This is a genomic window from Microbacterium phyllosphaerae (genome assembly GCF_050628115.1).
GTDB lineage: Bacteria > Actinomycetota > Actinomycetes > Actinomycetales > Microbacteriaceae > Microbacterium > Microbacterium phyllosphaerae_A.
On the sequence record NZ_CP192502.1, the window covers coordinates 3,779,661 to 3,801,654 of the forward strand.

Annotated in this window: 20 protein-coding genes; 11 read left to right on the top strand and 9 right to left on the bottom strand. The window is 68.8% G+C overall.

The genetic code is table 11. The features are described from left to right. Positions 1 to 68 precede the first annotated feature (68 nt). From ACQ4LY_RS18155 to ACQ4LY_RS18165, 3 genes are all read left to right on the top strand, one after another. Entirely contained in the window at positions 69 to 1,424 is a 1,356-nt protein-coding gene (locus ACQ4LY_RS18155) for an ABC transporter substrate-binding protein (RefSeq protein ID WP_431073805.1), read from the top strand. 65 nt (positions 1,425 to 1,489) lie between these two features. After that, a complete protein-coding gene (locus ACQ4LY_RS18160) occupies positions 1,490 to 3,232 on the top strand; it encodes a glycoside hydrolase family 35 protein (RefSeq protein WP_431073807.1) in 1,743 nt (580 codons plus the stop codon). Between the two features lie 37 nt (positions 3,233 to 3,269). Next, positions 3,270 to 3,635 carry an HNH endonuclease gene (locus tag ACQ4LY_RS18165; protein ID WP_431073809.1) on the top strand — a complete coding sequence of 122 codons (366 nt, stop codon included), beginning with the start codon at positions 3,270 to 3,272 and terminating at the stop codon, positions 3,633 to 3,635. A gap of 9 nt (positions 3,636 to 3,644) precedes the next feature. On the opposite strand, the gene ACQ4LY_RS18170 is transcribed toward ACQ4LY_RS18165, so the two are convergent. Then, on the bottom strand, positions 3,645 to 4,166 hold the full coding sequence (locus ACQ4LY_RS18170) for a GAF domain-containing protein (RefSeq protein WP_431073811.1): 522 nt from the start codon (positions 4,164 to 4,166) through the stop codon (positions 3,645 to 3,647). Then, entirely contained in the window at positions 4,163 to 4,660 is a 498-nt protein-coding gene (locus ACQ4LY_RS18175; protein ID WP_431073813.1) for a metallophosphoesterase family protein, read from the bottom strand. Before ACQ4LY_RS18175 ends, ACQ4LY_RS18170 begins: the two co-directional genes overlap by 4 nt. A gap of 150 nt (positions 4,661 to 4,810) precedes the next feature. Between ACQ4LY_RS18175 and ACQ4LY_RS18180 the strand changes: the two genes are divergently transcribed. Continuing rightward, positions 4,811 to 6,271, top strand: a complete 1,461-nt coding sequence (locus ACQ4LY_RS18180; RefSeq protein WP_431073815.1) for an MFS transporter — start codon at positions 4,811 to 4,813, stop codon at positions 6,269 to 6,271. A gap of 118 nt (positions 6,272 to 6,389) precedes the next feature. Here ACQ4LY_RS18180 and ACQ4LY_RS18185 read toward each other — a convergent pair whose 3' ends face one another. Continuing rightward, positions 6,390 to 7,421 carry a S66 family peptidase gene (locus ACQ4LY_RS18185; RefSeq protein ID WP_431073817.1) on the bottom strand — a complete coding sequence of 344 codons (1,032 nt, stop codon included), beginning with the start codon at positions 7,419 to 7,421 and terminating at the stop codon, positions 6,390 to 6,392. 93 nt (positions 7,422 to 7,514) lie between these two features. Here ACQ4LY_RS18185 and ACQ4LY_RS18190 point away from each other — a divergent pair, with 93 nt between their 5' ends. Together ACQ4LY_RS18190 and ACQ4LY_RS18195 are read left to right on the top strand one after the other, a co-directional pair. Beyond that, positions 7,515 to 7,721 (top strand): AsnC family protein, encoded by a 207-nt coding sequence (locus ACQ4LY_RS18190; RefSeq protein WP_431073819.1) that lies wholly within the window; start codon positions 7,515 to 7,517, stop codon positions 7,719 to 7,721. A gap of 77 nt (positions 7,722 to 7,798) precedes the next feature. After that, positions 7,799 to 9,682, top strand: coding sequence for an ABC transporter ATP-binding protein (locus tag ACQ4LY_RS18195; protein WP_431073821.1), 1,884 nt, complete (start codon positions 7,799 to 7,801; stop codon positions 9,680 to 9,682). Positions 9,683 to 9,838: 156 nt separating this feature from the next. Here ACQ4LY_RS18195 and ACQ4LY_RS18200 read toward each other — a convergent pair whose 3' ends face one another. Beyond that, the gene (locus ACQ4LY_RS18200) at positions 9,839 to 11,701 is read right to left on the bottom strand and encodes a phosphoenolpyruvate carboxykinase (GTP) (protein ID WP_431073823.1); all 1,863 of its coding nucleotides are present in this window, start codon (positions 11,699 to 11,701) and stop codon (positions 9,839 to 9,841) included. Between the two features lie 109 nt (positions 11,702 to 11,810). Between ACQ4LY_RS18200 and ACQ4LY_RS18205 the strand changes: the two genes are divergently transcribed. Next, on the top strand, positions 11,811 to 13,253 hold the full coding sequence (locus tag ACQ4LY_RS18205) for a helix-turn-helix domain-containing protein (RefSeq protein WP_431073825.1): 1,443 nt from the start codon (positions 11,811 to 11,813) through the stop codon (positions 13,251 to 13,253). 18 nt (positions 13,254 to 13,271) lie between these two features. On the opposite strand, the gene ACQ4LY_RS18210 is transcribed toward ACQ4LY_RS18205, so the two are convergent. Further along, positions 13,272 to 14,333 carry a winged helix DNA-binding domain-containing protein gene (locus ACQ4LY_RS18210; RefSeq protein ID WP_431073828.1) on the bottom strand — a complete coding sequence of 354 codons (1,062 nt, stop codon included), beginning with the start codon at positions 14,331 to 14,333 and terminating at the stop codon, positions 13,272 to 13,274. A gap of 36 nt (positions 14,334 to 14,369) precedes the next feature. Continuing rightward, positions 14,370 to 15,818 (bottom strand): glyceraldehyde-3-phosphate dehydrogenase, encoded by a 1,449-nt coding sequence (locus ACQ4LY_RS18215; protein WP_431073829.1) that lies wholly within the window; start codon positions 15,816 to 15,818, stop codon positions 14,370 to 14,372. Between the two features lie 211 nt (positions 15,819 to 16,029). Between ACQ4LY_RS18215 and ACQ4LY_RS18220 the strand changes: the two genes are divergently transcribed. Both ACQ4LY_RS18220 and ACQ4LY_RS18225 read left to right on the top strand, forming a co-directional pair. Then, positions 16,030 to 16,401 carry a DMT family transporter gene (locus ACQ4LY_RS18220; protein ID WP_431073830.1) on the top strand — a complete coding sequence of 124 codons (372 nt, stop codon included), beginning with the start codon at positions 16,030 to 16,032 and terminating at the stop codon, positions 16,399 to 16,401. Further along, positions 16,398 to 16,721: a DMT family transporter gene (locus ACQ4LY_RS18225; RefSeq protein WP_431073831.1), complete on the top strand. Its 324-nt coding sequence runs from the start codon at positions 16,398 to 16,400 to the stop codon at positions 16,719 to 16,721. Before ACQ4LY_RS18220 ends, ACQ4LY_RS18225 begins: the two co-directional genes overlap by 4 nt. 32 nt (positions 16,722 to 16,753) lie before the next feature. Here ACQ4LY_RS18225 and ACQ4LY_RS18230 read toward each other — a convergent pair whose 3' ends face one another. Further along, entirely contained in the window at positions 16,754 to 17,284 is a 531-nt protein-coding gene (locus tag ACQ4LY_RS18230; protein ID WP_431073832.1) for a hypothetical protein, read from the bottom strand. 65 nt (positions 17,285 to 17,349) lie between these two features. On the opposite strand from ACQ4LY_RS18230, the gene ACQ4LY_RS18235 reads away from it, so the two are divergent. Next, on the top strand, positions 17,350 to 17,934 hold the full coding sequence (locus ACQ4LY_RS18235) for a TetR/AcrR family transcriptional regulator (protein WP_431073833.1): 585 nt from the start codon (positions 17,350 to 17,352) through the stop codon (positions 17,932 to 17,934). 133 nt (positions 17,935 to 18,067) lie between these two features. Then, positions 18,068 to 20,047 carry a primary-amine oxidase gene (locus ACQ4LY_RS18240; protein ID WP_431073835.1) on the top strand — a complete coding sequence of 660 codons (1,980 nt, stop codon included), beginning with the start codon at positions 18,068 to 18,070 and terminating at the stop codon, positions 20,045 to 20,047. Positions 20,048 to 20,117: 70 nt separating this feature from the next. On the opposite strand, the gene murQ is transcribed toward ACQ4LY_RS18240, so the two are convergent. Then, the gene (gene murQ, locus ACQ4LY_RS18245) at positions 20,118 to 21,053 is read right to left on the bottom strand and encodes an N-acetylmuramic acid 6-phosphate etherase (protein ID WP_431073836.1); all 936 of its coding nucleotides are present in this window, start codon (positions 21,051 to 21,053) and stop codon (positions 20,118 to 20,120) included. Continuing rightward, positions 21,043 to 21,993, bottom strand: a complete 951-nt coding sequence (locus tag ACQ4LY_RS18250; protein WP_431073837.1) for an N-acetylglucosamine kinase — start codon at positions 21,991 to 21,993, stop codon at positions 21,043 to 21,045. Before ACQ4LY_RS18250 ends, murQ begins: the two co-directional genes overlap by 11 nt. Position 21,994 lies beyond the last annotated feature (1 nt).

The following is a 21,994-nucleotide window of genomic DNA, read 5'->3' on the forward strand; positions in this document are numbered from 1 at the left end:
CTCCCGGCAACCCTCTGCACCGCACACGTCGGTCCGACGCTGGACCGCACCCCCGAAAGGACACAGCAATGAAGCACCTTCCCTCCCCGGCCGCACGGCGCACCCTCGCCGTGCTCGCGGCCGGAACCGTGGCAGCGCTGGCGCTGGCCGGTTGCAGCACCGGCGACGCAGGCTCAGGCTCAGCCTCCGGCGACGGCTCGTTCGACTCCGTGGAAGCGGCCCTCGAGAAGGGCGGCGAGATCACGTACTGGTCGTGGACTCCCTCTGCCGAGGCCCAGGTCGAGGCTTTCGAGAAGGAGTACCCGAACGTCACGGTGAACGTGGTCAACGCGGGCACCAACAACGAGGAGTACACCAAGCTCCAGAACGCCATCAAGGCCGGATCCGGCGCCCCCGACGTCGTGCAGGTCGAGTACTACGCGTTCCCGCAGTTCGCCCTGACCGACGCGTTCGTCGACCTCTCGCAGTACGGCTTCGCCGACTTCGAGGACGACTACACCGCCTCGACCTGGAACTCCGTGACCGACGGTGACGCCATCTACGGCCTGCCGCAGGACTCCGGCCCCATGGCGCTCTTCTACAACAAGGCCGTGTTCGATGCCGCAGGCGTCGCCGTTCCCACCACGTGGGACGAGTACTACGAGGCCGCGAAGGCGATCCACGCCGCCAACCCCGACGCCTACATCACCAACGACACCGGCGACGCCGGCTTCGCGACCTCGATGATCTGGCAGGCAGGCGGCAAGCCCTTCGCCACCTCCGGCACCGACGTCACGATCGACCTGCAGGACGACGGGTCCAAGAAGTGGACCGAGAACTGGAACCGCCTCGTCGAAGAAGACCTGCTCGCCCCGTACGGCAGCTGGAGCGACGAGTGGTTCCGCGCCCTCGGCGACGGCAGCCTGGCGACCCTCGTGATCGGCGCCTGGATGCCCGGCAACCTGATCACCGGAGCTCCGGACGGCGCCGGTGACTGGCGCGTCGCGCCGATGCCGACCTACGACGGCACCCCGGCGACCGCAGAGAACGGCGGCGGCGGCCAGGCCGTGACCACGCAGAGCAAGAACCCGGAACTCGCAGCCGGCTTCCTGTGGTGGCTGAACAACTCCGAGGAGAGCATCTCGACGTTCCTCGAGTCCGGCGGATTCCCGTCGACCACCGCCGAGCTCTCGAGCGACGAGTTCCTCGCCGACGCCCCCGAGTACTTCGGCGGACAGAAGATCAACGAGGTCCTCGCAGCCGCGGCCGACGACGTCGTCGAGGGCTGGAACTACCTGCCCTACCAGGTCTACGGCAACAGCATCTTCGGTGACACCGTGGGCCAGTCGTACCAGAACGGCACCGACCTGAACGAGGGCCTCATGACCTGGCAGGACGCGCTGGTCGAGTACGGCAACTCGCAGGGCTTCGCCGTCAACAAGTAATCGCACGTCCGGGCCGGACGGGGATCAGTTCCCCGTCCGGCCCTCCCCATCGAAAGCACCTCATCGTGACCTCCTTCTCCATCGGCGAGACAGACTTCCTCCGCGCAGGGCGCCCCCATCAGGTGATCGCCGGCGCCCTCCACTACTTCCGGATCCACCCGGATCAGTGGCAGGACCGCATCCGCAAGGCCCGCCTGATGGGGCTCAACACGATCGAGACCTACGTCGCCTGGAACGCGCACGAGCCGCGCCGCGGCGAATGGAATGCCTCGGGCTGGAACGACCTCGGACGTTTCCTCGACCTCGTCCAGGCCGAGGGGATGGACGCGATCGTCCGCCCCGGGCCGTACATCTGCGCCGAATGGCACAACGGCGGCCTTCCGAACTGGCTCACCGCGGGAGAGCGCGAGCTGCGCTCCTCTGAGCCGACCTTCCTGTTCGATGTGAGCGAGTACCTGCGCCGCGTCTACGAGATCGTCGCCCCGCGGCAGATCGACCGCGGCGGCTCGGTCGTGCTGGTGCAGATCGAGAACGAATACGGCGCCTACGGCTCCGACAAGGACTACCTCGAGGCACTCGTCGCGCTGACCCGCGAGTCGGGGATCACCGTGCCCCTCACCACGGTCGACCAGCCGACCGATCGGATGCTGGCAGACGGCAGCCTGCCCGAGCTGCACAAGACCGGATCCTTCGGCTCGCGCAGCGCCGAGCGCCTCGCCACGCTGCGCACCCACCAGCCCACGGGCCCGCTGATGTGCTCGGAGTTCTGGGACGGCTGGTTCGACTGGTGGGGAGGCGTGCACCACACCACCGACGTGGATGCCGCGGCCGCCGACCTCGACGAGCTCCTCGCCGCGGGAGCCTCGGTCAACATCTACATGTTCCACGGCGGCACCAACTTCGGTCTCACGAACGGTGCGAACCACAAGGGCCGCTACCTGCCGATCGTCACCTCGTACGACTACGACGCCCCTCTCGACGAGGCCGGAAACCCGACGGCGAAGTTCTTCGCGTTCCGCGATGTCATCGCCAGATACGCACCGGTTCCCGACGAGATCCCGGCCGCGGCCACCGCGGCACCGGTCTTCTCCGTGCCCCTGAACCCCGCGGGTTCGTGGGCGGATGCCGCGGAGTCGGCGCCCGCATCCTCGGTTCCGCGAACATTCGACGAGCTGGAGCACCTGAGTGCTCTGGTCCGCTACGACCTCGAGCTTCCCGGTGGACGCGGCGGTCAGCTCGTTCTCGAGGAGGTTCGCGACCTCGCCTGGGTGAGCGTCGATGGCCGGACCGTCGGCACGCTGTCCCGCACACGCCATGACCGCGCGCTGAGGATCCCCGCCGGCCGCACGCTCAGCATCCTCGTCGAAGAACAGGGTCGCGTGAACTACGACCACCGGCTCGGCGAGCAGAAGGGTCTGATCGGGGCTCCTGCGCTCGACGGCGCGCCGCTGACCGGTTGGCACTCGACTCCGCTCGACGTCGCGGAGATCGCGGCGGAGATCGCATCCCGCGGCGGGGCTCCGTCGGGCGGCGCGGGAAGCACACCGTCCGCGTGGGTGGGCGACTTCGATCTGGACTCCCCCGCCGACCTCTTCCTCGACACCGCGTCGTGGAGCAAGGGGTACGCGTTCGTGAACGGTTTCTTCCTCGGTCGCTATTGGCGCAACGGTCCGCAGCGCACCCTCTTCGTGCCGTCGCCCGCGACCGTCGCGGGGGCGAACAGACTCGTGGTGCTCGAGCTGGAGCATCTGATCGACGCGACCGCGGACTTCGTCTCGGCACTCGCTCTCGGCGACACAGAGGAATAGAGCGCCGGCCCCGGCATCCGCCCAGTACCGTGTGTCTGTGCCGCGCCGAAGGTTCTCCACCCCCACGCCCGCTGCGCGCGCCCGCTATGCGAAGCGACGTCAGGGCCGCGTGGCGAGGGCGGACAACGACCTCACCCCCCAGCAGTGGGCCTCGCTGCAGGAGGCCTGGGGCGGATGCGCGTATTGCGGAGCGCGCGACATCGCGCTCCAACGCGACTGCGTGATGCCGATCTCCCGAGGTGGCCGCTACACCGTCGAGAACGTGGTGCCCGCGTGCGGGTCGTGCAACGCGAGCAAGCGCAACGATGAGGTCACGTCGTGGCTCCGCCGCAAGCGACTCGACGAGCGCGCCTTCCTCGGCCGATACGCCGAGATCCTCCGCGACCTGCGCCAGACCGACTGAGCGGCCCCGCTATCCGCCCTGGCGCTCCTCCCAGATTGCGGTGGTGAGGCGAGCGGCGTCGGCCCGGGTGATGCTCTGCCAGTTGCGGCCGCCACGCGCGAACGCCTCGTGCACACCGGACGGCACCGCGGCCGGCTCGACCGGACGATCGAGCCAATCGCACGCGCGCACGTGGACGAGATCGACATCTCGCGCCTCGCCCGACGCGTCGTAGCGCCAGGGTCCGGTGATCCGTCCCAGCCACAGCACTTCGTCGACGTCGCGCGTCCAGACGAAGGATCCTTCGGAGGCGGAGACGAACCTCTCCAGACGGCGGGCCGTCCGCTCACCGTAGACGGCATCGACTGCGGCGAGCGCATCGGTCGGCGATCCGGGGATGCGGTCGAGGCGACCCCCGACTCCGCAGACCCCGATCCGCAGTGCGCGGTCGACCGCGAGCCCCTCGCTCACTCCGTCATCGCGCGACCGCATCGGGGCGCGGTGCACCGCGGGAACCTCGACGTGTTCGCCCGCGCGACGTGCGGCGGTCATTCGATCGGCACCAGCGTCGCGTCGATCCGTCCGCCGTCGATCGTGACCGTCATCATCGTGCAGACCGGCTGGCGACGACGATCGGTGGGCGAGCCGGGATTGAGCAGCCGCATCCCCGACGGGGCGACGGTGTCCCACGGAATGTGGGAGTGCCCGAACACGAGCAGGTCCACCGCGGGGAATGCGGCGTCCATCCGCTCCTCGCGACGCTGCTTCGACCCTGTCTCGTGCACCACCGCCACGTCGACCTCTTCGACCGTGAACCGGGCGATCTCGGGCAGACGCTCACGCAGGTCGGGACCGTCGTTGTTGCCGAAGACACCGTGCAGCATCCTCGAGCGCGACTCGAGCAGGTCGAGCGTCGCGACGTCGACCCAGTCGCCGGCATGCACGACGATGTCGGAGTCGTCGACCGCACGCAGCACGGCATCCGGCAGGCGCTTGGCTCGTGCCGGCACGTGCGTGTCCGCGAGCAGCAGCAGACGTGTCGTCATGGTCTCTCCGATCTCGCAGCGTCCCGCATCCTTTTCGACTCTACGCACGCCGCGCCCCGGACCGCCGTCACACGTACACAGCAAACGCTCAGGAAGGCGTAGGATCTCTCGGTGCCTCGGTATACCGGGCACTCGGAACTAAGGAGCAGTATGAGTACGACCACAGCGCCCGCGAATCCGCGCTCGCGCGTCATCACGGCGAGCCTCGTCGGCACCACGATCGAGTTCTACGACTTCTACGCGTACGCGACCGCGGCCGTTCTCGTCTTCCCGGTGCTGTTCTTCCCCACCGGCAACGACACCACATCGCTGCTCTCGTCGTTCGCCGTCTTCGGCGCCGCGATGGTCGCTCGCCCGATCGGCGCGGTGGTGTTCGGACACTTCGGCGACAAGTTCGGACGCAAGGCCACGCTCGTCGCCTCGCTTCTGACGATGGGCATCGCGACGTTCATCATCGGACTCCTCCCCACGTTCCAGCAGATCGGCTGGTGGGCCGCCCTGCTGCTGCTGATCATGCGTCTGGCGCAGGGCTTTGCGCTCGGTGGCGAGTGGTCGGGTGCGGCTCTCGTCGCCACCGAGAACGCTCCGGCCGGCAAGCGCGCCTGGTACGGCACGTTCCCGCAGCTCGGAGCCCCGCTCGGCTTCATCATCGCCAACTTCCTGTTCCTCGGCATCAACTGGCTGCTGCCGCACGCCGAGAACCCCGCACTCAAGTCCGAGGCGTTCCTGTCGTGGGGCTGGCGCATCCCGTTCCTGTTCTCCGCCGTGATGGTCATCATCGGCCTGTGGGTGCGACTGAAGCTCGTCGAGTCCGACACGTTCAAGAAGGCCGAGAAGAAGGGGGCGATCCGCAAACTGCCGCTCGCGACCGTCTTCCGCCACCACTGGAAGCAGCTGATCCTCGGCACGTTCATCATGCTGGCGACGTACGTCCTCTTCTACCTGATGACGAACTTCACCCTCGCGTACGGCACAAAGCCGGCCACCCTCGAGACGGCGTCCGCCGCCGCACAGGCCGCGGCGGAGGCGACCGGCAAGGACTTCGACGCGTCGGCGTTCGCTGCCCAGTTCTATCCCGGTCTCGGATTCGGCTACACCGACTTCGTGCTCATGCAGATCGTGGGCGTCGTGTTCTTCGGGATCTTCACCCTGCTCTCCGGCCCGATCGCGGATGCGATCGGCCGCCGCAAGCTGCTGCTGTGGGTCACCGGGCTCATCATCGTGTTCGGCTTCACGTTCAACGCCTTCCTGCTCCCGGCGATGGACCCGAAGTTCACCGGCGCTCTGGCGCAGGCCTTCCTCGTGTTCGGCTTCATGCTCATGGGCGCGACGTTCGGCCCGATGGGCGCGCTGCTTCCGGAGCTCTTCCCGACGAACGTCCGCTACACGGGATCCGCGATCTCGTACAACGTGTCGTCGATCCTCGGTGCGGCCGTGGCCCCGCTCATCGCCCTCTGGCTCTGGGAGCTCGGCGACGGAGCACCCTGGCTCGTCGGCCTGTACCTGTCGGCGATGGGCGTGCTGACCTTCATCGCACTGCTGCTCTCGAAGGAGACCAAGGACAACGACTACGACGAAGACCTCGGCATCGCCGCGGCCGTCGAACTCTGACACGTCCCCACAGGCGAAAGGGCGGCACCTCCTCGGGAGGTGCCGCCCTTTCGGATTCTCGCGGTGGTCGTCGATTCGGTGACGTCGATTCAGCGTCGTCGATTCGGGGACGTCGCGCTCAGTACGAGGCCGTGACCGTGCGCGTGGCTCCGTCGAGAACCATGGTTCCGCCGTACGGCAGGATCCACTGGGGGCGCGTATGCCCGAAGGGCACACCGACGCAGACGACTGCGTCCGGGTTGTAGCGGGAGACCGTCTCGATCACGACATCTCGCTGCGCCGCGCGAAGGGCGTCGCCCTCGTCGTGTGACGGCAGGAAATCGAAGTCGCTCACGGGCGGACGCGCGACGACGACCCCCGCGACCGCGTCGAGGATCCCGCGTTCTCCCAGTCCCCGCATCCACCGGCCGACCCAGCTCGCGGGCGGGCGCTCCTCGCTCGTCTCCAGCAGCAGGATGCCGCCGCGGAGGTCGTAGGCGGTCGGCAGCCGGTCGGCGAGTGCGAGCCCGTCGATGACCTCGAGACATCCACCCCACGTGCGTCCCTCGACCCGCGATGCGGGGCCCGACCAGGCCCATTCCTCGGTCGCGATCCGGTCGCCGTACTCCGAGAGCGCGAGGGGATCCTGCCAGCGCCGTCCGTTGTCCTCCGACTCGCCGGGTTCCGTGATCTCGACCGTGCCACCGTTGAGCAGCGCCGCGCGAAGCGACCGCAGGTGCACGTCGTCGACTGCGGGCCCGGGACCGAGATGCACCGCGGTGGACCCGCCGTGGTAGCTGCGGATGCCGAGGCCCCAGAGCCAGTTCAGGATGTTCGTGTTGTCGCTGTACCCGAGGAAGGGCTTGGGGTCGGCCTGCGCGAGCGCGGCGTCGAGGTGCGGCACCACCAGGATCTGATCATCACCGCCGATCGTCGCGAGGATCGCCCGGATGCCGGGGTCTGCGAACGCGGCGTTCACATCGGCCGCGCGAGCCTCCGGGCTCGCGTCGAGCTGACGCGTCGTCGCGTATTCGACGGGCACGAGTCCGGTGAGGTCCTGAAGCCGGCGCATCGCCTGCTCGTGGAGCTCCGGCGCGACCGCGGGCGCGGCGAACGCGGGTGAGAGGACGGCGATCCTGTCGCCGGGGACGGGTTTCGGTGCAGCCAGCATCCGCCCAGTCTCGCACCGCGAAGCCTCAAGCGCTCGTCAACATGAATTGACAAACCGCGCCGAGTCAACAATGATTGACGCCGGAGGCCCCTCATGACGATCGAGACAGCACTGGCACAGGACGACGGCGGAGAGCCGCTCTCCGAGCTCCACCGCCTCGCGGCGCTCCGCACAGAGCTCGCCCGGTCCGAGGAGGCCCAGGTGCGCCGAGCGCGCAACCTCGGCTATTCGTGGCAGGCGATCGCCAGCGCACTCGGCGTGACCAAGCAGGCGGTGCACCGCCGGTTCGGCAAGCGCTGAGGCGCATACAGCCCATCCACAGAATTCGCCCCTGCACGAAGTACGGTCGAACTACCCCTTTCAGAACGAGGTTCCGCATGTCCAGCACGGCGACGTCACGCCGACGCGGACGCGGCGCGCCGCAGGATGGTCCGCGCGCCACTTTCCGCCAGCTCCTCCCCTTCCTCTTCGAGCACAAGCGCACGCTCATCGTCGTCGCGGTGCTCAGCGTGTTCGGCGCTGCCACGTCGCTCGCGCAGCCGCTGCTCGTCGGCCAGCTGATCGAAGCCGTGCAGTCCGATCAGGGCCTCGGCGTCCTCGTGTGGGTGCTCGTCGGGCTCGTGGTGGTCTCGTCGATCATCTCGGGTTACCAGCACTACCTCCTGCAGCGCACCGGCACCGCCGTCGTGTACTCCAGCAGGCGCAAGCTGATCTCCCGCATCCTGCACCTGCCGATCAGCGAGTTCGACGCGCGGCGCACCGGCGACCTCGTCTCGCGGGTCGGCACCGACACCACACTGCTGTACGCCGTGCTCACTCAGGGGCTCGCGGATGCCGTCGGCAGCGCCATCCTGTTCCTGGGCGCGCTGATCGCGATGCTCGTGATCGACCCCGTCCTGCTCCTGTTGATCGTCGTCGTGATCGGCATCTCGGTGGTGGTCGTGACCGCGCTCAGCGGCCGCATCCGCACAGCGTCCACCGCGCAGCAGGAGAAGGTCGGCGAACTCGCCTCCGGAGTCGAGCGGGCTGTGGGCTCGATCCGCACCGTGCGCGCGTCCGGCGCCACCGAGCGCGAGACCGAGTCCGTGTCGACGCTCGCCTCCGAGGCGTACGGCATCGGCGTGCGGATCGCGAAGATCTCCTCGCTCGTCGTGCCGATCGCCGGTGTCGCACTGCAGGTGTCGCTGCTCGTCGTCCTCGGTGTCGGCGGATTCCGTGTCGCGGCCGGCACGATCACGATCGCCTCCCTGATCACGTTCATCATGTTCCTGTTCATGCTCGTGATGCCGCTCGCCACCACCTTCGGAGCGATCACCTCGGTGAACCAGGCGCTCGGGGCACTCGGCCGCATCCAGGAGGTGCTGAACCTGCCGACAGAGACGCAGCACGATGCCGAGACCGCCTCCTCCTTCACGCGCGATGCCCCCGACTCCGACGCTCCGGCCATCGAGTTCCGCGATGTGCGCTTCCGGTATCCGGAGAACGTGGTCGCTGCCCGCCAGGCCGCCGCCAAGGAGGCGCAGACGCTGCTCGCCGATGCGCACCTCGAGTCCGCCGACGACGCTCAGACCGCGTCCGAGCGCGAGGTTCTGCGCGGAGTGTCGTTCGCGGTGCCGCGAGGCGCACGCGTGGCGCTCGTCGGCCCCAGCGGTGCCGGGAAGAGCACGATCCTGTCGCTCGTCGAGCGGTTCTACGACCCCACGGGCGGTTCGATCCGCCTCTATGGGCACGACGCCCGCACCTACCCTCGTGACGAGCTGCGCGCGCAGTTCGGCTACGTCGAACAGGATGCGCCGACGCTCGCCGGGACCCTCGCCGACAACCTTCGACTCGCCTCCCCCGACGCCTCCGATGCCGAGTGCGAACAGGTGCTGCGTGCCGTCAACCTGGGCGACGTGCTCGAGCGCGATCCCCTCGGTCTCGAGGCACCGGTCGGCGAGGACGGCGTCATGCTCTCGGGAGGCGAGCGCCAGCGCCTCGCGATCGCGCGCGCGCTGCTGACCGACGCCCCGATCTTGCTGCTGGACGAGTCCACCTCGTCGCTCGACGGGGTCAATGAGCAGCGCATGCGCGAGGCGATCGATGCGGTCTCGACCGACCGCACGCTGATCGTGATCGCGCACCGACTGTCGACCGTCGTCGACAGCGACCTCATCGTCGTGCTGCAGGACGGTGTCGTCGTCGGTCAGGGCACGCACGCCGAGCTCGTGGAGTCGACGCCGCTGTATCGCGACCTCGCGCGGCATCAGCTGCTCGCCTGATCACGCGGCTGTCCTTCTCACAGGCCTGTCAGGCAGAGAAATACGCGAAGGCGGGATGCCGGAGACCACTCAGCCATGGGTTCGTCTCTGACGTCCCGCCTTCGCGGGTCTGGGAGGGATGAGGCGCCGGCTCCCCCGAACCGGCGCCGGTCTGTGTCAGGCCTTGTCGAGCCTGTAGCGCAGCGATGCCAGCTCGGCGCGGAGTGCGGCCGGCACCTTCTCGCCGAAGGTGTCGTAGAACTCCTCCGTCAGGTCGGCCTCGGTCTTCCACGCCTCGGTGTCGACCGCGAACAGCTCGTCGAGATCAGCCTCGGGAACCTCGATGCCGTCGAGGTTGAGGTCCGAGACGATCGGCAGACGACCGATCGGGCTGTCGACGGTGGACACCTCGCCGGAGATGCGGCGGATGATCCAGTCGACGACGCGCGAGTTGTCGCCGAATCCGGGCCACAGGAACCGGCCGTCGGAGCCCCGACGGAACCAGTTGACCTGAAAGATGCGCGGTGCGCGGTCGAAACGCAGTCCCCGGCCGACCTTGAGCCAGTGGCCGAAGTAGTCGGCCATGTTGTAGCCGCAGAACGGGAGCATCGCGAACGGATCGCGGCGCAGCTCGCCGACGGTGCCCTCGGCCGCAGCCGTGCGCTCGGACGAGATGTTGGACCCGAGGAACACGCCGTGCGTCCAGTCGGTCGCCTCGACGACGAGCGGCACGTTGGTCGCGCGGCGTCCGCCGAAGAGGATGACGTCGAGCGGCACCGCCTCTTCCCAGTCCTCGGAGATCTGCGGGCACTGTGCGGCCGAGACCGTGAAGCGCGAATTCGGGTGCGCGGCCGGGCGGTCGGAGTCCGGCGTCCAGTCGTTGCCCTCCCAGTCGACGAGGTGCGCGGGCGCCTGATCGGTCAGCCCCTCCCACCACACGTCTCCGTCGGGGCGCAGCGCGACGTTGGTGAAGATCGTGTTGCCCCACAGGGTCTCGACGGCCGTCACGTTGGTCGACTCGCCCGTGCCGGGTGCGACACCGAAGAAGCCGGCCTCGGGGTTGATCGCCCAGAGGCGACCGTCCTCACCCGGGCGGATCCACGCGATGTCGTCGCCGAGAGTCTCGACGCGCCACCCGGGGATGGTCGGTCGCAGCATGGCGAGGTTCGTCTTGCCGCAGGCCGAGGGGAATGCCGCAGCGACGTGGTAGGCCTTGCCCGAGGGGTCGATCACCCGGATGAGCAGCATGTGCTCGGCGAGCCAGCCCTCGTCGCGGGCGATGACCGAGGCGATGCGCAGAGCGAAGCACTTCTTCGCCAGGATCGCGTTGCCGCCGTAGCCCGAGCCGAACGAGTAGACCTCGAGCGTCTCGGGGAAGTGCACGATGTACTTGTCGTCGTTGCAGGGCCACTCGACGTCGGGCTCACCCGCGGCGAGCGGCGCTCCGACCGAGTGGACCGTCTTGACCCACGGCGCTCCGTCGGCGATCTGACGGGTCACGGCATCGCCGACACGGGTCATGATGCCGATGGATGCGACAGCGTAGGCGCTGTCCGTGACCTGGACGCCGATGTGCGAGAGCGGGCCTCCGACAGGCCCCATCGAGAACGGGACGACGAACATCGTGCGACCGCGCATCGATCCCTCGAAGATCTGGTTCATCTTCTCGCGCATCTCGGCCGGCGGGGCCCAGTTGTTCGTGGGGCCGGCGTCTTCTTCGCTCTCCGACGAGATGAAGGTGCGGCCCTCGGTGCGGGCGACGTCGCTGGGGTGCGAGCGGGCGAGGTACGAGCCGGGGCGCCACTCGGGATTGAGCTTGATGAGCTTGCCCTCGTCGACCAGGCCGCGCAGCAGCCAGTCGTTCTCGGCGCGCGAACCGTCGACCCAGTGGATCGAGGCCGGTTGCGTGAGCGTGGCGATCTCGTGGACCCACGCGGTGAGCTCCGCCATCGCGGGGGTGTCATACGTCGGAGCCGTCCCGAAGGTGCGCACCGGTGCGACGGATGCTGCTCGGGGGGTGAAGACTTCGGCGATCGCCATGACTACTCCTTTGAAGTGAGGGGCGTTTGTTCCATCTTCTTCCGGTTGAAGGACGACTTTCCGCCATTCAGGCCGATAAGAATGACGGTTCTTTCGCTAAGATCAAGGAATGGCTCCTTCCGGCATCCACCTCGCGACTCTCGGTCACCGCATCAGACACCACCGCCTCGAGAAGGGGTTCACACTCGATGAGCTCGGCGCACTCGTCGGCGTGGCCGGCTCGCAGCTGAGCCTGATCGAGAACGGCAAGCGCGAACCCAAGCTCTCCCTGCTTCAGGCCATCGCGCAGGCCACGGACACACAGGTGACGGATCTCATCTCGGGCGAGCCGCCGAACCGCCGTGCGGCGCTGGAGATCGAGCTCGAACGTGCGCAGGAGAGCCCGGTGTTCCGTCAGCTCGGCGTCGCGCCCGTGCGCGTCACCAAGGGCATGAGCGACGAGACCATCGAGTCGATGCTCGGACTGCACCGCGAGCTGCAGCGACGAGAACGCGAGGCGATCGCGACGCCCGAGGAGGCGCGACGGGCCAACACGGAGCTGCGGCTGCGAATGCGGGCGCAGCACAACTACCTCGGCGACATCGAGAAGCTCGCAGAGAAGCAGCTGCGCTCGGCCGGGCACGTGCAGGGCGCTCTGACCCACCGCACGGTGAGCATCATGGCCGACAAGCTCGGTTTCGAGTTGATCTACGTCAACGACCTGCCGCACTCGACGAGGTCGGTGACCGATCTCGAGAACGGCCGCATCTACCTGCCGCCGGCGTCGATCCCCGGCGGCCACGGTCTGCGGTCGATGGCGCTGCAGGCCATGGCGCACCGCCTGCTCGGGCACACCCCACCCACCGACTATGCCGACTTCTTGCAGCAGCGTCTCGAGATCAACTACTTCGCGGCGTCCTGTCTGATGCCCGAGACGGCCTCGGTGGCCTTCCTGCAGCAGGCGAAGAAGGACCGCAACCTCGCGGTGGAGGACTTCCGCGACGCGTTCGGCGTCACGCACGAGGCCGCGGGCATGCGCATGACGAACCTGCTCACGCAGCACCTCGGCATGTCGCTGCACTTCCTCCGCGTCGACGGCACCGGAGCGATCACACGGGTGTACGAGAACGACGACCTCCCGCTGCCGATGGACGTCACCGGCGCCGTGGAGGGTCAGCGTGTGTGCCGAAAGTTCCAGGCACGCGCAGCGTTCACTCAGCAGAACCGGACGAACGAACATCACCAGTACACGGACACGCCGTCGGGCACTTTCTGGTGCTCCACCCAGACCGGCGCCGCGACCGACGGCGAGTTCTCGATCACGGTGGGCGTGCCCTTCGACGACGCCCGCTGGTGGCGCGGGCGCGAGACGACGGACCGCGCCGTGTCGACGTGTCCTGATGAGGCCTGCTGCCGGCGCCCCTCGGCTGATCTCACCGAGCGCTGGAACGGCAAGGCCTGGCCGAGCGCACGCGTGCACACGCACATGTTCTCGCCGCTCCCCCGCGGGGCCTTCCCCGGCGTCGACGACAACGAGGTCTACAACTTCCTCGGGCGGCACGCGAGCGAGTGACGGCGACCGCCCGACGGCTCACCCGTCGAGGAAGCGGGTGAACCGCGCGAGCGCCGCACGCACCGCCTCCTCGTCTGCGACGTGCCCGCCGGCCGCCGGTGCAAACAGCTCCGGCGGAGACCCGAGCGACGCACTCGCGTGCGTCCAGCATCCGACCACCCGGCCGTCCGAGACGATCGTCGCGCGCACCATGCCGTTCTTCCCGGGCCCCACCAGTGCGAGGTGCTCGGGGGCGCACACCGCTGTGCGATCGGCGTACGAGATGTAGTACTCGTCGAAGGCCCCGAGCGCCCGCACGTACGCCGCGCCCGAAGAACGTCGCGGTCGGACGGTCGAGACGAACACCCCGTCATCGACCTCCGCCACTCTTCCCCGCGCGCGGGTGAGCGCCTCACGCGACTGCCCGAGAGTGAGCCCCGACCACCAGGCGAAGTCGTCGACCCCGGCGGGACCGTGCCCGTCGATGTACCGCACGAAGAGCTCTGCGAGCGGATCTTCGGGCGTCGCGTGCTCGCGGAGGTGCTGCTCGACCAGGACGAATCGCTGTTCCCGCCCCACGCCGTCCCGCTCGACGACCGGCCCCTGACAGATCAGACCGTCGAGGGTCATCTCGCTCAGCAGGTGGATGCCCCGCTGCCCGCTCGGGTCGATGCCGATACCGGTGAAGACGTCGAACATCTCGGCCCGCGTGAGGCCGCCGTCACGAAGACGCGGCACCGCTGCCGCCACGACGGCTGCGACCATCGCCCCGTCGATGCCGAGATCGCGCCGCCTGCCCGCCGCCTGTGCGCGCTGGCGCTCGGCGGTCACCGAAAGCACCCAGCGGAGGTCACGTGCCGGAATGATGTGGAGCGTTCCTCGCATGGTCCAGGCACGCACCAGGTCACCCCGGGCGAAGGCGCGATCGACCGCACTCAGTGTCGGTTCGCCGCGTGTTCGTGCGGCCAGGGCCCAGCGCCCTGCGGTGAAGTCCTGACTCTGCACCGCGAGCATGTGCGACGCGGCGTCGACCACCGTGCGCGCAGGCGCACTGAGCCGATGCGAACGGAGCCGCTCGGCGAGCAGAGTCGAGGTCTTCATGTCCTCATCATGTCGGGGAGAGCCGACATCGCGCACTCACCCGTGCAGCGTGACCTCACGACGCTCCGGGAGCACGATCGGGTGCGACCCTGCCATGACCTCGAGCACCCGGATCACCTGGCAGGAGTACCCGTACTCGTTGTCGTACCAGACGTACAGGACCACGTCCGTCTCGTTCGCGATGGTCGCGAGCCCGTCGACGATCCCGGCGCGGTGCGATCCGACGAAGTCCGTGGAGACGACCTCCGGGCTCTCGACGTAGTCGATCTGCTGGCGCAGCTTCGAGTGCAGCGAGACACGGCGCAGATAGTCGTTGAGCTCGTCCTTGACCGCAGGGCGCTCGAGGCTCAGGTGCAGCACGGCCAGCGAGACATCGGGAGTGGGCACCCGGATCGCGGAACCGGTGAGCTTGCCCTCGAGCTCCGGGAGCGCTCGTGCGACGGCTTTCGCGGCTCCCGTCTCGGTGATCACCATGTTCAGCACGGCCGAGCGACCCCGACGATCGCCGCTGTGGAAGTTGTCGATCAGGTTCTGATCGTTGGTGAACGAGTGCACCGTCTCGACATGACCCCGGACGATTCCGTAGGCCTCGTCGACCGCCTTGAGCACGGGCGTGATCGCGTTCGTGGTGCAGGATGCGGCCGTGATGATGCGGTCGTCGGGTTCGATGGTGCCGTCGTTGATCCCGTGCACGATGTTCTTCAGCGCACCCTTGCCCGGGGCGGTGAGAAGCACCCGCGCGACGCCGGTCGCCTCGAGGTGGCGGCTGAGCCCCGCCTCGTCGCGCCAGCGTCCGGTGTTGTCGACGACGATCGCGTCGTCGATCCCGTAGGCGGTGTAGTCGATCGTCGAAGGGTCATCGGAGTAGATGACCTGGATGCGTGTGCCGTTCGCGATGATCTGCTCGGCGCCTTCGTCGACCGTGACGGAGCCCGCGAAGCGGCCGTGCACCGAGTCGCGCAGCAGCAGCGAGGCGCGCTTGACGAGGTCGTTGTCCGAGCCGCGGCGCACGATGATCGCTCGCAGGCGCAGACCGCTGCCTCCGCCGTTGTGGGCGATGAGGATGCGGGCGAGCAGCCGGCCGATGCGGCCGAATCCGTAGAGCACGACGTCGGTGGGTGCGGCAGCGATCGCCCCGACAGCGGGCGCGAGCGCCTCCGCCAGGTAGGCGTCGAGTGTCAGGCCGCTGTCGGCGTGCTCTGCGACGAGGCGGGCGAGATCGAGAGAGGATGCGCCTGGCGCCAGCTCATGGACGCCCTCGAGCACGGCGAGGGTCTCATCGACCTCGAGGCGTTCGTGCCCGAGCTGCGCGACCCGGTCGTGCACCTCGACGATGCCCGTGGCGGAGAGCCCCAGCAGTCGGTGTCCGTGGAGCGAGGTGACCACGTCGCGCTCGCGCTTGAGAGCGCCGATCAGCGGGATCATCCGCTCGGCCAGCTCTTCTCTCGCCGTCCAGTCGTCGTGGGGTGCGGCGGTAACGTTCATCTGCGTCCTTGCATGTGTGAGCGCGCCGAGGTCGCCGGCGCGCGAGATTGCCGGGTGAGCTTCGGGGGATGCACCCCAGGGTACGCGCCGTGCGAGAGTGTTCCGAAATCGCGGCCTCCCGCCCGCCGTTCACCTGCGCGACAGGGAATCGTGCGAGCATCCGACGCGTTCTCCCCCACGCCCCCACGCACACCTCGTCGAAAGGCCCCCGATGACAGCTCGCCCTCGCAGATCGGCCTGGCCGCCGCTGCTGATCGCGATCGTTCTCGAGGTCAGTGCCACCTTGTCGTTGCGCGCCGCCGAGGGCTTCGCCCATCCGCTGTGGCTGATCCCCGTCGTGATCGGCTACACGGGCTCGTTGTGGCTGCTGTCGATCGTGCTCGACCGCGGGATGCCGGTGGGTGTGGCGTACGGCATCTGGTCAGCCATCGGCGTCGTGCTCACCGCGATCATGGGCACGGTGCTCTTCGGTGAGCTGCTCGGAACGGTGCAGATCATCGGGATCGGGGCGATCGTCATGGGCGTGCTGCTCGTCGAGCTCGGATCCCACACGCGCGAGGCACCGGCCGAGGCGGCGTCGTGATCTGGGCGCTCCTCGTCCTCGCGATCGCGAGCGAGGTGACCGCGACTCTCAGCCTGCGCGCATCGGAGGGCCTGCGACGAAAGCGATGGATCCCGGTGATCGTCGTCGGATACCTCGCCGCATTCACACTGCTCGGCACGATCCTGGCGATGGGAATGCCTGTGGGTGTCGCCTACGGCGTGTGGGCCGCCGCCGGTGTCGCCATCACGGCGATCCTGGGTCGAGTGATCTTCAAGGATCACTTCTCAGTCATGATGGCGATCGGCGTCGCGCTGATCGCCCTGGGTGTGGTGCTGATCGAGTTCGGCGGCGCGCACTGATGCCTCCCGCCGATAACGGAGCTCGTCGCCCGTCAGTACCCCAGGCACATCACGGTGACTCCGGCGGCCATCGCCCACGACTCGACCCTGAGCAGACGGGCAGTACGCCCCTGGTGCACGGGAACGAGCACCCACTCTGAGACGACCGACCAGAGCACCACCCCGACGACCCCGATGATGACGAGCGCCGACAACAGCCCGTCGAGTCCGTGGCCGCCGTGGCCGCCGGCCTCGACCGGGGATTCGCCCGTCGACAGGCTCTCGAACGAGCAGATCGCCATCACGAGCGACACCAGGGCGCGGTGGCAGCACGTCGCCGCCGCAGGCGTTCCCCGCACGCCGGCAGTGCCGAGCATCGCCGACACGAGAAGGACGGTCCCGAGCGCGAGTCCGACCGTCGCGTCGCCGTCCATAGCCGCGATCACGATCATCGCCGCCGCCATGATCAGGGCGCTCTGCCTCCCCTGCCACGGCACAGCCCGCCAGGCGGCGACGCATGCCGCGGCCGAGACGACGGCGGCGAGCGCCATCAGCCACGGCGCTGCGGGGAGGAGCGGATCCACACCCGCATCATATTGATCAGTCGCTCAAAATAGCCAGACCCCGCGCGATGCGACAGGATGGCCTTGTGCCCCGCGTCGTAGATCACGATGAGCGCCGACGGCAGATCGCCGAGGCGCTGCTCGCCGTGGCGGCACGCGACGGCCATGAGGCGGTGTCTTCTCGCGCCGTGGCCAAGGAGCTCGGCGTCGCGACGGGATCGCTCTGGCACTACTTCGACGGATTCGACGATGTCGTGCGCGCCGCGGCGGCCGAGATCACCCGCCGCACCGACGAGCGGATCAGGTCGGCGACCACCGGGCTGCGCGGCCTGGCCAGGCTAGACGCCCTCATGCGCGAGGTCCTTCCCGTCGACGACGGCACGCGCACCGAGGCCTACGTGGTGGTCGGGTTCTGGGGCCGCCTCGCCGCACTCGCCTCCAGTCCGGAAGCGGGGTCACCGACTTTCGCGACCTGGCAGGACGGCATCAGCGAGTCCCTCGACGAAGCCGTCGCCGACGGCGAGCTGTCACCCACGACGCCGAAGCATGCGCTCATGTCGCTGCTGCGTTCGATCACCTACGGGCAGCAGGTGCTCGAGGTCACCGAACCTCACGGCGCCGAGGCGCACCTCGCTGTGCTCGACAGCATCCTCTCGCCCTGGCGAGCCTGAGCACTCACCCTCAGCGACCTGCGCCCCTCCACCGGAATCGTCTTCCCGACGCTCTTGTGCACCTCGGCCGCATCGGCGTACCATCATGCCAATCCGTTTATTGAGCACTCGCTCGAAATAGTGAGGTACGACGATGTCCCACCCCCAGCCCGTCACGATCGACCCGATCGCCACACCGCACCCACTCGACCCGCTCACCGGCGAGGAGATCGCCGCAGCCCGAGCCGTGCTCGAATCCGCCGGCCTGCTCGGCGAGACCGTGCGGGTGCCGATGCTCCTCCCAGACGAGCCCACCAAGCAGGAGCTCGCGACATGGAAGCCCGGCGCGCCGATCGACCGACGGATCGATGCGACTCTGCTCGACACGGCGACGGGCACAGCGACCGAGGTCACCGTCTCGATCACGCGCGGCGAGGTGCTGCGAAACGAGCGGGTGCCGAACGACGCCCCGCCCTACGGACAACCGCAGTACCTGTTCGAGGAGTACGGCCGCGCGGAGGAGATCGTCAAAGCCTCCCCCGAATGGCAAGCCGCGATGACGCGCCGCGGTCTCGCGGATCACATGGAGCTCGCCTTCTGCGGCCCCCTCGCTCCGGGATACACCGGCCGGGCAGATGAGGTGGGTCGCCGCGTGATCCGCTCGCTCACCTTCCTGAAGTACGACGAGAACGACTCGCCCTGGGCGCATCCGGTCGAAGGCCTCGTGGTGCACATCGATCTGACCGCGGGCAGCGTGATCCGCATCGATGACGAGGGCGACGTGCCGGTGCCCGCCGGCCACGGCAACTACTACTCCGAGGTGCAGGGCGCGGCCAGGACGACCCTCAAGCCGATCGAGATCACCCAGCCGGAAGGCCCGAGCTTCACAGTCAGCGGATCGCTCGTCGAGTGGGAGAACTGGTCTATGCGGGTGAGCTTCAACGCCCGCGAGGGACTCGTGCTGCATGACGTCGCATTCGACGGACGCTCCGTGCTCAGCCGGGCGAGCGTGCCCGAGATGGTCGTTCCCTACGGAGACACCGCCCCGGGCAGATTCTGGATCAGCTACTTCGACGCGGGCGAGTACCTGCTCGGCAAGAACGCGAACCACCTCGAGCTGGGCTGCGACTGCCTGGGCGTGATCCGCTACCTCGACGGCTACGTCGCCGACGATCACGGCAACCCCGTGCGCATCCCGAACGTGGTGTGCATGCACGAGGAGGACTACGGAATCCTCTGGAAGCACACCGACCTCGCAGGGCGCTCGGACGTGCGCCGTTCGCGCCGCTTCGTGATCTCGTACTTCTCGACCATCGGCAACTACGACTACGGCTTCTACTGGAACTTCTCGCTCGACGGCTCGATCGAGGTCGTGGCCAAGGCGACCGGAGTCGTGTTCGCTGGCGCAGGCGAGCCCGGCGTGCGGCAGAAGCACGCGACCGAGCTCGCGCCCGGGGTGTTCGCCCCCGTGCATCAGCACCTGTTCTGCGCGCGGCTCGACGTCGCGATCGACGGCGACGAGAACCGCCTGTTCGAGATCGACGCGAAGCGCATCCCGATGGGACCCGAGAACCCGTTCGGGAACGCCTTCACCTGGTCGGAGACGCAGCTCCTCACGGAGCTCGGGGCGCAGCGCGAGGCCGACACCTCGGTCGCCCGCGCGTGGGAGGTGCAGAGCACCACCCGCACGAACCACGTCGGACGCCCCACTGCGTACCACCTGATCCCCGAGCCGACGGCGCTGCTCATGGCGGATCCGGCGTCATCCGTCGCCGCTCGCGCGACGTTCGCCACCAAGCATCTGTGGGCGACGCAGCACGAGCAGGGACAGATCTGGCCGGCCGGTCGCTACCCCAACGCGCACCAGGGCGGCTCAGGTCTGCCCGAATACTCTGCCGGTGACCGCTCGCTCGACGGCGAGGACATCGTGCTGTGGCACACGTTCGGCCTCACGCACTTCCCGCGCCCGGAGGACTGGCCGATCATGCCCGTCGACTACGCCGGATTCTGGTTCAAGCCGAACGGCTTCCTCGACCAGAACCCCGCGATGGACGTGCCCCCGTCATCTCAGGCGCACGGCTCGGCAGAAGCCGGATGCTGCGGTGGTGGTGAGTCCTGCACCTGCGGCCACTGACCCGAGCCCGGGTTCGCGACGTCGCTCTCGTCGGGCGCTCCCCGGCGGAAGCACGCGTCGAAGGTGCCCCTCACGAGAGATCGGCGATCGCGACGCGCAGGATGCCGTCCGCATCGCGGAGTGCCTGCGCCGAGCGGTCCGCCGATGCCCCGGTCGACAGCATCAGGATCGCGAGCTTGACCGAGCCGTCGGCCGCGGTCAGGGCGGCGGCGGCGTCGTCGACGGTGGCGCCGGTGAGTTCGGTCACCGTGCGGATCGAACGGGCGTGAAGCTTCTCGTTCGTCGCGAGCAGGTCGACCATCACACCGCGATGCGTCTTGCCGAGTTTGATCATCGACAGCGTGGTCAGCATGTTCACGACGAGCTTCTGCGCGGTACCCGACTTCAGGCGCGTCGACCCCGAGATGAACTCGGGCCCCGTGACCACCTCGATCGCGATGTCCGCCACCGCGCCGATGTCGGATGCCGCGTTCGAGGCGATCGCCACCGTGAGCGCGCCGACGCCACGGGCGAACTCCAGTCCCCCCACCACGTAGGGCGTGCGCCCGGAAGCGGAGATCCCGACGACCGTGTCGCGCCCGGTCAGCCCGATCTCACGCAGTGACAGGCCCGCGGCCTCGGCGTCGTCCTCGGCGTTCTCGACCGCGGACCGGATCGCCGTCTCACCTCCGGCGATGAGGCCGACGACCATCGACGGATCCGTGCCGAATGTCGGCGGGCATTCGCTGGCGTCGAGCACGCCGACGCGGCCGGCGGTTCCTGCACCGATGTAGATCAGGCGGCCGCCTTCGCGGAAGCGCGCGGTGATGGCTTCGACGGCCGCCGCGATCTCGGAGCTGCGCTCGGCGACGGCTTCGGGGACGCGGCGGTCCTCGGTGTTCATCCGGTGCACGAGCTCGATCGTGTCGAGCAGGTCGAGATCGCCGCGCTCGGTCGACGATGCTTCGGTTCCGAGCGTCGACAGCACGTCGAGAAGGTCGGTCAGTCGGGAGGAGTCATTCGGCACGGTGGACGAACCTTTCATGGGGAAGATCGGCACGGTCTGCGATGAGCAGCGCGCCGTCGAGAGCATCACCGGCACAGGCGATGACCGCCCGCCCCGCAACGCGCAGAGCGTCTTCGATCCCGGCGCGGAACCAGACATGTTCGGTGAGGCCGCCGTGCAAGGCCACCTCGGCGCTGCTCGACGACGCCGCGACCGCTGAGGCGGTGAGCAGGCGGATGCTCTCTGCAGCGATCCCGGCGGCGACGACGTCACCGGACTCCGCGGCGTCGAGCACGAGCGGGGCGAGGGTCGCGAGCCGACGCGGCAGAGGGCCGTCCTGAGCGAGCCAGCCGTGGATCGCGGACGGTGCGCCGATCGGCATGGCCACGGCATCCGTGAGGTCGGTGCTGGACCCGAGGCCGACGGATGCTCGCAGCACCGCGCGCAGGGCCTCTCGCCCGAGCCACGAGCCGCTGCCGAAGTCGCCCAACTCAGGCCCCCAGCCGTCCACGAGCGTGGCCCGACCGCCATCGAGGCCACTGTCGACGCCGCCGTCGACCCCGAGCGCTGCCGCGCCGGTGCCCGCGATGAGGAGCACTCCCGGGTCTCCGTCGAGGGCGCCGACGTGCGCCGAGACGACGTCAGACGTCACTGCGGCGGGAACGCCCAGCGCGTCCGCGAGCCGACGAGCGAGCTCTGCTGCTGCGGCCGGTGCAGTCCAGGCACCGGCGGCACCGACGGAGATCGACGAGATCGGCACATCGAGATGAGCCGTCAGCGGAAGGATCGAGTCGAGCGCGGCGGCGACGCCACCGACTGCAGCCAGGCCGGGCGCACCGACGCCGTGGCGAAGGGGTCGACGGGCGGATCGGCGGCCGGTCACGGCATCCGGCTCCGAGACGGCCACGCGGCACCGTGACTTGCCGAGATCGACGGCCACGACGGCGGATGGAGAAGACATG

Bases quoted from the DNA above. Each gene is read 5' to 3' on its own strand.
- ACQ4LY_RS18210 (WP_431073828.1), bottom strand. From the start codon at position 14,333: ATGAAGACCTCGACTCTGCTCGCCGAGCGGCTCCGTTCGCATCGGCTC.
- ACQ4LY_RS18190 (WP_431073819.1), top strand. From the start codon at position 7,515: ATGACGATCGAGACAGCACTGGCACAGGACGACGGCGGAGAGCCGCTC.
- ACQ4LY_RS18185 (WP_431073817.1), bottom strand. From the start codon at position 7,421: ATGCTGGCTGCACCGAAACCCGTCCCCGGCGACAGGATCGCCGTCCTC.
- ACQ4LY_RS18195 (WP_431073821.1), top strand. From the start codon at position 7,799: ATGTCCAGCACGGCGACGTCACGCCGACGCGGACGCGGCGCGCCGCAG.
- ACQ4LY_RS18250 (WP_431073837.1), bottom strand. From the start codon at position 21,993: ATGTCTTCTCCATCCGCCGTCGTGGCCGTCGATCTCGGCAAGTCACGG.
- ACQ4LY_RS18200 (WP_431073823.1), bottom strand. From the start codon at position 11,701: ATGGCGATCGCCGAAGTCTTCACCCCCCGAGCAGCATCCGTCGCACCG.
- ACQ4LY_RS18220 (WP_431073830.1), top strand. From the start codon at position 16,030: ATGACAGCTCGCCCTCGCAGATCGGCCTGGCCGCCGCTGCTGATCGCG.
- ACQ4LY_RS18215 (WP_431073829.1), bottom strand. From the start codon at position 15,818: ATGAACGTTACCGCCGCACCCCACGACGACTGGACGGCGAGAGAAGAG.
- ACQ4LY_RS18180 (WP_431073815.1), top strand. From the start codon at position 4,811: ATGAGTACGACCACAGCGCCCGCGAATCCGCGCTCGCGCGTCATCACG.
- ACQ4LY_RS18170 (WP_431073811.1), bottom strand. From the start codon at position 4,166: ATGACCGCCGCACGTCGCGCGGGCGAACACGTCGAGGTTCCCGCGGTG.
- ACQ4LY_RS18205 (WP_431073825.1), top strand. From the start codon at position 11,811: ATGGCTCCTTCCGGCATCCACCTCGCGACTCTCGGTCACCGCATCAGA.
- ACQ4LY_RS18175 (WP_431073813.1), bottom strand. From the start codon at position 4,660: ATGACGACACGTCTGCTGCTGCTCGCGGACACGCACGTGCCGGCACGA.
- ACQ4LY_RS18155 (WP_431073805.1), top strand. From the start codon at position 69: ATGAAGCACCTTCCCTCCCCGGCCGCACGGCGCACCCTCGCCGTGCTC.
- ACQ4LY_RS18240 (WP_431073835.1), top strand. From the start codon at position 18,068: ATGTCCCACCCCCAGCCCGTCACGATCGACCCGATCGCCACACCGCAC.